Source organism: Streptomyces sp. NPDC051180 (assembly GCF_040689545.1).
In the GTDB taxonomy this organism is placed as follows: domain Bacteria; phylum Actinomycetota; class Actinomycetes; order Streptomycetales; family Streptomycetaceae; genus Streptomyces.
Map to the genome: position 1 here is coordinate 81,657 of NZ_JBFBBC010000021.1, position 7,947 is coordinate 89,603.

General features: G+C 76.4%; 6 protein-coding genes. All 6 read right to left on the reverse strand.

What is annotated here, in order from left to right; translation table 11 throughout:
- Positions 1 to 137: 137 nt before the first annotated feature.
- Positions 138 to 1,865: an AMP-binding protein gene (locus AB0424_RS28390; protein ID WP_366309417.1), complete on the reverse strand. Its 1,728-nt coding sequence runs from the start codon at positions 1,863 to 1,865 to the stop codon at positions 138 to 140.
- Positions 1,862 to 5,413 (reverse strand): FAD/NAD(P)-binding protein, encoded by a 3,552-nt coding sequence (locus tag AB0424_RS28395; protein ID WP_366309418.1) that lies wholly within the window; start codon positions 5,411 to 5,413, stop codon positions 1,862 to 1,864. The genes AB0424_RS28390 and AB0424_RS28395 overlap by 4 nt, the downstream gene beginning before the upstream one ends.
- Complete coding sequence (locus AB0424_RS28400; RefSeq protein WP_366309419.1) at positions 5,410 to 5,883, reverse strand: cobalamin-dependent protein; 474 nt, start codon at positions 5,881 to 5,883, stop codon at positions 5,410 to 5,412. The genes AB0424_RS28395 and AB0424_RS28400 overlap by 4 nt, the downstream gene beginning before the upstream one ends.
- A gap of 108 nt (positions 5,884 to 5,991) precedes the next feature.
- Positions 5,992 to 6,417, reverse strand: a complete 426-nt coding sequence (locus AB0424_RS28405; protein ID WP_366309420.1) for a cupin domain-containing protein — start codon at positions 6,415 to 6,417, stop codon at positions 5,992 to 5,994.
- Positions 6,410 to 7,315 carry a sulfurtransferase gene (locus AB0424_RS28410; RefSeq protein ID WP_366309421.1) on the reverse strand — a complete coding sequence of 302 codons (906 nt, stop codon included), beginning with the start codon at positions 7,313 to 7,315 and terminating at the stop codon, positions 6,410 to 6,412. The genes AB0424_RS28405 and AB0424_RS28410 overlap by 8 nt, the downstream gene beginning before the upstream one ends.
- Positions 7,316 to 7,382: 67 nt before the next feature.
- A partial coding sequence (locus tag AB0424_RS28415; RefSeq protein WP_366309422.1) for an HPP family protein occupies positions 7,383 to 7,947 on the reverse strand: 565 nt, incomplete at its 5' end.

Genomic DNA, 7,947 nt, shown 5'->3' on the forward strand with positions numbered 1-7,947 from the left:
TCCATCGGTCCGGCGGTCCATCGGTCCGGCGGTCCATCGGTCCGGCGGTCCACCGGTCCGGCGGTCCACCGGTCCGGCGGGCCCCTCGGGTTCCGCAGGTCCGGCGGGTCGGACGGGTCCGGTGGGAGCCCTCCGGGTCAGCGCACCGCGGAGGCGGGGCGGAGGTCGCCCCGGCGGACCTTGCCCGAGCGGGTGCGGGGCAGCCGCGGGACGACGTCGACCCCGCGCGGGACGAAGACCGGCGCGAGCCGCTCGGCGGCGAGGGCGATCAGCTCGTCTCCGATCCGCCGGTGACGGTCGACGGCGCCCTCGCAGGCCGCGGCCGGACTCAGGGCGGCTGCGCCCCCCGCCGCCCTGAGCTCCACCACGGCGTACGGCGCGAGGCCGCCGTCCGGGTCCGGGCAGGGGATCACCGCCGCGTCCGCCACGTCCGGGTGGACGCGCAGGACGGCCTCGATCTCCATCGGGGAGACCCGGTGGCCATGGGACTTGAAGACCTCGTCCGTCCGGCCGAGCAGCCGGACGGAGCCGTCCGCGCACCGCTCGCCCCGGTCGCCCGTGCGGTACAGACCGCCGGCGAAGGCGTCCGCCGTGCGGCCCGGCAGGCCCGCGTAGCCGAGCATCACGCCGGGCGGGCGGTCCGCGAGGTCGACGCAGACCTCGCCCGCGTCGCCCGCCTCGCCGGTCTCGGGGTCCCGCAGGACGATCCGGTAGCCGGGCAGCGGATGGCCGAGCGGGGCGATCGGTTCGGGGGTGCCGGGAGCGCGGCCGATGAGGGCGGTGGCCTCGGTCTGCCCGTAGCCGTCGCGCACCCGGACGCCCCAGGCGGCCTCGACCCGTCGCACGGTCTCGGCCGTCAGCGGCTCCCCGGCCGCCGTGGCCTCGCGCAGCCGGGGGGCGCCCGCGCCGCCGGTGACGTACGGCAGCACGGCCCGCCAGGCACTGGGCGGCGCGCAGAGACTGGTCACGGCGTGGTCGGCCAGCGCCCGGGGCAGGAGCTCGGGCGGGAGCCCGCCGTCCGGCGGCGCGAGGACCGTGGCCTCCGCCGCCCACGGCACGAAGAAGCTGGACCAGGAGTGCTTGGCCCAGCCGGGCGCGGAGAGGTTGAGGTGGCGGTCCCCGGGGCGCAGCCCGCTCCAGTACAGGCTGGAGAGGTGGCCCACGCCGTAGCCGGCGTGGCTGTGCTCCACGAGCTTGGGCAGCGAGGTCGTCCCGGAGGTGAAGTAGCAGAAGGACGGGTCGGCGGTACGGGTGGGCCGGTCGGGGACGTGGGCGCGGCGGCCGGGGCCTCGGGTGTCGGGGTACGGGACCCAGCCGGCCCGGTCCGCGCCCGGCGCCATGCGGAGGCCGGGAACCGGCAACCCCTCGATGAGCGGGATGAGTTCGGGCGCGCAGAGCACGTGCCGGATGGCGCCCCGGGTGATCCGGTCGGCGGCCTCGTCCCGGGTCAGGTCCTGGTAGCCGGGCACCACGACGGCGCCGGACTTCACACAGCCCAGCAGCGTCTCCCAGAGTTCGGCCCGGGTGCCCAGAAGGATCAGGACGCGCTCGCCGCGCCGGACGCCGCACTCCTCCAGAGTGACGGCCAACTCGTCCGAGCGGGCGGAGAGTTCGGCGAAGGTGAGGCGGTCGACGACGGGGACGGCGCCGTCCGGGCCGGGACGGCCGAGGATCTCCAGGGCCGGCCGGTCGTTGCCCTCGGCGATGACGTCGAACCAGTCGAGCGCCCAGTTGAAGTCCCCGGCGCGCGGCCACCGGAAGGCGGCGCAGGCCGCCTCCCGGTCCCCGCGCAGCCGCAGGAGGAGGTCACGGGCGGCCCGGTACTCCTCGTGCGCGGACGAGCGGGGCGGGCGGGCGTCCGTCATCGCGCCGCACCCCCGAGCAGCACCCCGCCGGGGCGGGGAAGGTCGGCGGTGGGGCCGCCGGACGGACCGTTGCGGCGGCGGTGCCGGCCGGGCCCGCCACCGGTCCGGAGGGACCCGCCCCCGACCGCCGCCCCGCGCAGCAGCGCCGCCGCGATCGCGTCCGCGTCCCGGGTGAAGGAGCCCCAGGCGCCCGGGCGTCCGCTGCCCACCTGGGTGAACCAGCGGGTGTGCTCGCTGGGGATGCCGAGGACGTGGGTGGTGGTGTCCACCGAGCCGTCGGCACGCACCGGATGGAACGGGGCGTCGGTGCAGTCGAGGCCGCCGGTGGCGAACTCACCGGCGCCCTCGGCGTGGTTGGTGAAGGTGCGGATCTCACCGTCCACCATCAGACCGCGGATCAGCGGGTCCCGGTCCGCCGCCAGGTCGGTCCCCGGCACCCGGGCGTCGACGACGACGTCGAGCGGCACCCAGGAGTTCTCGACCTGGGGGGACTCGACGGAGAACCGGCCCTCGACGGGGTCGGCGGCGAACCGGGCCCCGGGGCCGACGGGTTCGAGGACGCCGGCGGCGAGCAGGGCGAGGAACTGCTCCGAGCGCACCTGGGGCGGCCCGGTCGAGACCATCGCCGCGACCGGGCCGAACTCGGCGAGGAAGCGGCGGTGCGACTCCGGGGCGAGGCCGCCGAAGTCGACGACCGAGCGGATCGTCTGCCGGACGTCCCGCAGGACGTCGGCGGCCGCCTTGAGGGGGCCGTCGGCGTTCCCCTGGCGCGCCTCGGCCAGGTCGCTGCGCAGCCAGTCGGTGAGCACCTTGTGGAACTCGGCCGGGGAGCCGAAGTGCCGGCCGCCGAACGGGCGGGCCAGCGCGTCCAGGCCGGTGAGCGGCCGCGGGTCGACGCGGTGTGCGGCGGCCAGCCCCTGCAGGAGCCGGAGGTCGGGCCGGTCCGCGAGGGCCTCGACGCCGCGCTCGGTGAACTCGGCCGCCGCGTCGGCACCGTGGGCCCGGCGGATCCGGGTGGCGAGGAGGACGAGGTTGACCTCGGCCAGCAGCCAGGGCAGGACGGACCGCTCGAAGTCGACCGGCGCCGCCGCCGACCGCAGGGCGGCCATCCGCTCGGCGGTGAACAGCCGGGCCCGGTAGCGGTGGGCGGGACCCTTCTGGTTGGCGCCCCGGGTGAGCAGCGGCACGCCGCCTCGGGAGCCTGCCAGGATGCGGGGCTCCTTGCCGCTGGGCAGGTAGAGGAGTCCCTCGCCGCCCTCGGTGAAGACGCCGCCCCGGCCGAGGGTGAGCTCGGTGAGGATGTCGTAGAAGGTGAGTCCCATGCCGACGATGCCGACGCTCGCGCCCGCCGGGATCTCGGCGAGCGGCATCTCGCTCGCCGAGCCGCCGGCGATGTGCCGGACGGGGCGGGCGGGGGTGCTGTGCTCGCGCGCGAACCGCTGCCAGGCGCGCTGGTCCGCGTCGGGTTCGTTCACGGGGTGGCCGGTGGCGAGGACCACCCGGTCGACGGTGAGGACGTCCCCGCGGTCGAGCCGCAGCCGGTGCGCTCCGGGTCCGTCCCCGTGCACGCGGTCGGCGCAGATCACCCGGGCCGGGACCCGGTGGACGGTGAGCGAGGGCGGCAGGGTCTCCTCGATCCGCCGCATGACGTGGGTCAGGTAGCGGCCGTAGACGGCGCGCGGCGCGTACCCCTCGGGTGCCGCGTCCGCCGGGTCGTCCTCCGCCCACCACTCCCCCAGGGTGGGTCCGGCGCCGGGCCGGTGCGGCCCGTCGTCGGCGGGCCCGGAGAACATGGTGACCTCCTGGGCGGGGGTGTTCATCAGGAACCAGGGCGACTGGTCCGTCCGCCAGATCCGACCGGCCCCCGCCTCGTACGGATCCACCGCGTACACCTCCACCGGCCGTCCGGGCGCCTCCTCGGCGCAGCGGGCTGCGAGCCGCTCCAGTACGGAGAGACCGCGCGGGCCCATGCCGACGAACGCGATCCGCAGCGGGGCCGCGGGCTCCGCCGGGGCGCCGCGGCGTACGGGGTCCGGCGCGGGCTCCCGGCCGGGGGCCGCCGTCGGCGACGGGGCCCGGTCGTGTCTCCGGGCCGGACCCGTGGCCCGGTCCGTCGCCCGGTCCGGGACGTGGTCCGGGACGTGGTCCTGGGCCTGGTCGTGTGCCTCGGCCCGCCCCCCGGCCCGGAGGCGGTTCCCGGGTCCGGGGACAGCCGGTTCCCGGTCGTCGTCCGTGCCGGCCGCGCGGTCGTGCTCGCGGGCGACCCGGTCGAGCATGCCGGAGAGCTGTCGCGAAGTCATCGGAGTGGTCCTCCTGCTGGTGGTGAGCAGCGGAAGCGCGCCCAGGTCGGTCCACTGCAGGCGCCCGTCCGGTGCGACGGTGGAACGGACGGCGCCCCGGTTGTCCGGGTGGAGGCAGAACGGCACGTCGAGCAGGCCCCGGTCGAACGCCTTGAGCAGGGCGGCGCCGATGTCGTCGGAGAGGTCGAGGACGGCCGTGACAAGGGCGCGGGCCTCGACGAGCACCTCTTCGGCGTCCGCGTCGGCCTGACCTCCCCGGCCGGCCCGCGCACCGGCCCCGGGGGTGCCGGCGCCACGGGGGGTCCGGGCGGCCGCGGCCGCGGCGATCCGCAGGGCGGTCAGGTTCTCGGCGACGGTCGGGATGCGGTGCGCCTCGGTCTCGGTCTTCACGATGAGGCGCTGCGCGCCGCCCCGGACGGCCAGTTCGGCGCTTCGGCGCAGCAGCAGCCGGGCGCCGGGCACGGTCCTCGGGTAGACGCCCATGTAGGTGTAGAGCACGATGTGGCGGTCCACGGCCGGCGGCAGGAACTCGTCGGAGAGCAGCCGCAGCGCGGTGAGGGCTCCGGCGTCCTGGGCCGGGTGGGTCTGCTGGGCGTAGCTGAGGGAGACGCTGGTCGCCCCGTGGGCCGCGAAGAAGAGGCATTCCAGGACGGAGACGGCGACGAGCAGCGAGGGCGGGCAGAGCTGGCCGAGCAGGCAGCCGCCGAAGGACTCCAGGTGGGCGCGGCGGCCGTGCGCGCGGCTCTCCTCGGTCAGGTAGGCGACGGACTCGCGCCAGGCGGCGACGGATTCGGCGAGCGGGGTGCGGCCGTAGGGCAGGCAGTACGAGACGGGGCCGCCCTCGGAGGCGGCGAGGCCGGCGGCGGTCATCGTGCGGAAGATCGCCATCGGGTCGGCCGAACCGTGCCGGACCTGGACGGGGGTGGTGCGGCCGGCCGCCGCGGCGACGCGTGCGGTGGTGGCGGGGCCGTGGCTGACGAGCGGGAACCCGTTGAGGGGCCGGCCGCCGCGCAGGGCGGCGGTGGCGGCGGCGTGGTCGCCGACGCGGGTGTAGCTGTCGATGGTGAGGGTGGCGACGGTGCGTTCCGGCAGGGCCGCGACGGCGGCGACTCCGGCGGCCATCTCGCGGGACCCGACCATGCCCATCCGGGGCTGGACGACCAGTTCGCCGGCCTCGGCCGCGGCGCGGACGTGGGCGCCGAGGTCTCCGGGGGCGTGCGGGGGCGGGGGCGGGGCGGACGTCGTCAAGCCGCGGCCCGCCCCGTACACGCGCCGCCGAGTCCGGCGAGCCGGCGCAGCAGCGCCGTGGGCGGGGTGCCGTCCGCGTAGACCTCGTCGTATCCGGCGTCGAGGAGTTCGGCGGTGCGGGCGGCGGCGCCCTCCGGCGAGATGCCGAGGAGTCCGCCGATGACCATGGGGACGGACCGGGTCGCGCGGTCGGCGCGCAGGGCGCGGGCGGCGCGCAGCCCGTCCTGGTGGCCGTGGCCGTTGACGGAGGAGAGCACGACGAGGTCGGGGCTGGTCATCCGGGCGCTGTCGACGAGCAGCCGCTCGGGGACGCAGGGCCCCAGGTTGAGCACCGAGTGCCCGTGCTCCTCCAGGAAGAGCTGGAGGTGGACCAGGTTCCAGGTGTGCGCGTCGGAGGAACCGGTGGTGAGCAGGACCCGGCGGGAGGGCTCGGGACTGCGCAGGGACTGGGGCCGTGTGGGCGGTGTCATGGCGTCTCTCCGGAAGGCGTGCGGACGGGCGGGCGTTCGGGACGGGCGCGGGTACGGAGCGAGGCCGCCGGGCCTGTGCGCCCGGTGGCCTCGGGGTGTGCGGACGGGTCAGGGGGCCGGGACGCCGGCTCCGACGCCGGTGGTGATCTCGCCGTCCTGCGGGGTGCGCGGGGCGGCGGGGCGGGCGCGGACGGCGAGGACGGTGCAGCCCGTGGCACTGGACATCTGGTGGCGGGTGCCGGGTTCCTCGACGACGAGGTCGCCGCGGTGGAAGCGGCGTCCGTCGCTGTGGTCGAGGGTGCCGTCGAGCACGAGCATCAGCTCGTGGCCCAGGTGTTCGTGGAAGTCGCCGTGGGCGCCGGGCGGGAAGCGGAGCAGCAGGGAGGCGGAGTCCTCGTCCGCCGCGGGGTCGGGGCCCCAGAGGACGACGTACTCGACGCCGACGCGGCCGGGTTCGGCCCAGGGGACCCAGGGCAGGTCGGTCTGGTCGAAGCCGTTGCGGAACACGTCGCGGAAGACGGTGACGTCAGGCACGGGCGGTGACCTCCGGGGTCCGCTGGGCGACGACGGCCGGGATGCCGTCGGGGCCCCAGGGCTGGGGGCCGTTGACGATGGGGGCGCCGATGAGCGAGCCGAACTCCCGCCAGGCGCCGTCGTAGTTGCGGATGTCGGGCAGGCCGAGGAGTTCGCTCAGGACGAACCAGCTGTGCGCCGAGCGCCAGCCGACCCGGCAGTAGACGACGGTCGGGGCGTCGGTGCGGACGCCGGCGTAGGCGCGGGCCAGCTCCTCCTGGTCGCGGAAGGTTCCGTCGGGGCGGACGGCGGTGTTCCAGGGGATGTGGTCGGCGGAGAGCGCGTGGCCGCACCGCACGCCGAGGTCCTCGGGGACGCCGGGCGGGGTGTTGCTCCGGCCGAGGTACTCCTCCAGGGAGCGCACGTCGAGGAGCTGGTGGCGGCCGATGTGGTCGAGCATGTCCTCGCGGCGGGCCCGGACGGTCTCGTCGAGGGAGGGTACGGGGTAGTCGACGGGCGGCCGCTCCGGGGTCTCCTGGGTGAGGGGGCCGCCGAGCTCCTCCCAGCGGAGCCGGCCGCCGTCGAGGAGCCGCAGCCGCCGGTGACCGTAGAGGGCGAACTGCCAGTATCCGGCGGCGGCCCACCAGTTGTTGTTGCCGCTGAGGAAGACGACGGTGTGGTCGGCGGATATGCCGTGCCTGCCGAGGAGTGCGGCGAACGCCTCGGGGCCGATGACGTCCCGCCGTACCGGGTCCTGGAGGTCGCCGGTCCAGTCCAGGCGGACGGAACCGGGGACCCGGCCCTGGGTGCTGCCGCCTTCGGTGATCTCGACGACGACGGTGTCCGTGTCGCGGGCCGCGGGGTTCCGCAGCCCTTCCATGACCTGCTCGCAGCTGACGAGCAGTCTGTCTCGTTGCATGGGCGCTCCGTTGGGGTCGACGCGCGGGTGTGCGCGCTGGACGGGGGTCACGGCCGGGGCGGGTGGTTCACCACCAGTACGTCGGGTACTTGCCGATCGCGCCGAGGCGGGAGGCGACGACGCCCACGGCGACCAGGAGGGCGCTGCCGACGGCGAGCAGGACGAGGAAGCGCAGGGGCTCCGGGTCCTGGAGCACGGCGAGGACGGCAGTGGCGGCGGCGGGCGCGTGGACGGCCCGCAGCAGCAGCATGAGTCCGACGCTGAGGCCGGCGGCGACGGCGGCCACCCAGAGGGAGTGGCCGAAGGCGGCGACGGCGAGCAGGCCGAGGACACCGGAGCCGACCTGGCCGAGCATGACGCCCCGGGGCTGGGCCGGGGGCAGGGCGGGGGTGCTGCAGACGATCATCGCGGTGGCGGCGAGCGGCGCGATCATGAGCAGATGGCCGGTCGCCTCGCCCAGGGCCACCAGGATCAGCAGCGACACGACGGTGGCGGCGGTGCCGAGGACGGCGGGCCGGGCGCCGGGGAAGGGCGGGGCGTGGATGTTCTGTACTCGACAAGGGGATGTCGCCCCGCCCCCTTCGAATGACGGAAGGACAGCATCCGTCTGGGGAGGGGCACATGGACCGCAT